Source organism: Microbacterium sp. H6, from assembly GCF_003314775.1.
GTDB lineage: Bacteria > Actinomycetota > Actinomycetes > Actinomycetales > Microbacteriaceae > Microbacterium > Microbacterium oxydans.
This window is the reverse complement of sequence record NZ_QOAY01000098.1, coordinates 22,203-22,407: the sequence shown is the minus strand read 5'-3', so window position 1 is coordinate 22,407 and position 205 is coordinate 22,203. Positions and strand designations below refer to the sequence as shown.

Sequence of the window (205 nt, the reverse complement as noted above, 5' to 3'; positions counted from 1 at the left end):
GCAGCGGCTCGCGACGCCGCAGGGGCTTCCCGTGACGGCCGCGCTCTCCTTCGAAGGGGTGGCGGCGCAGTGCATCCGTCGTCTGAAGGGGAAGGGCGAGACGCTCCTGGCGCGCCCACTCGGCGCGGCGCTGGCGTCCGTGCTCAACTCGACGGAGAGTGCGAGCAGGTGGATCGTGCCGGTGCCGACGTCGCAGAGCGCCTTC

At 72.7% G+C, this 205-nt stretch carries 1 pseudogene; it reads left to right on the top strand.

The features are described 5' to 3' along the window. Positions 1 to 205: pseudogene (locus DSP71_RS22645) on the top strand (ComF family protein); the annotation flags it as partial.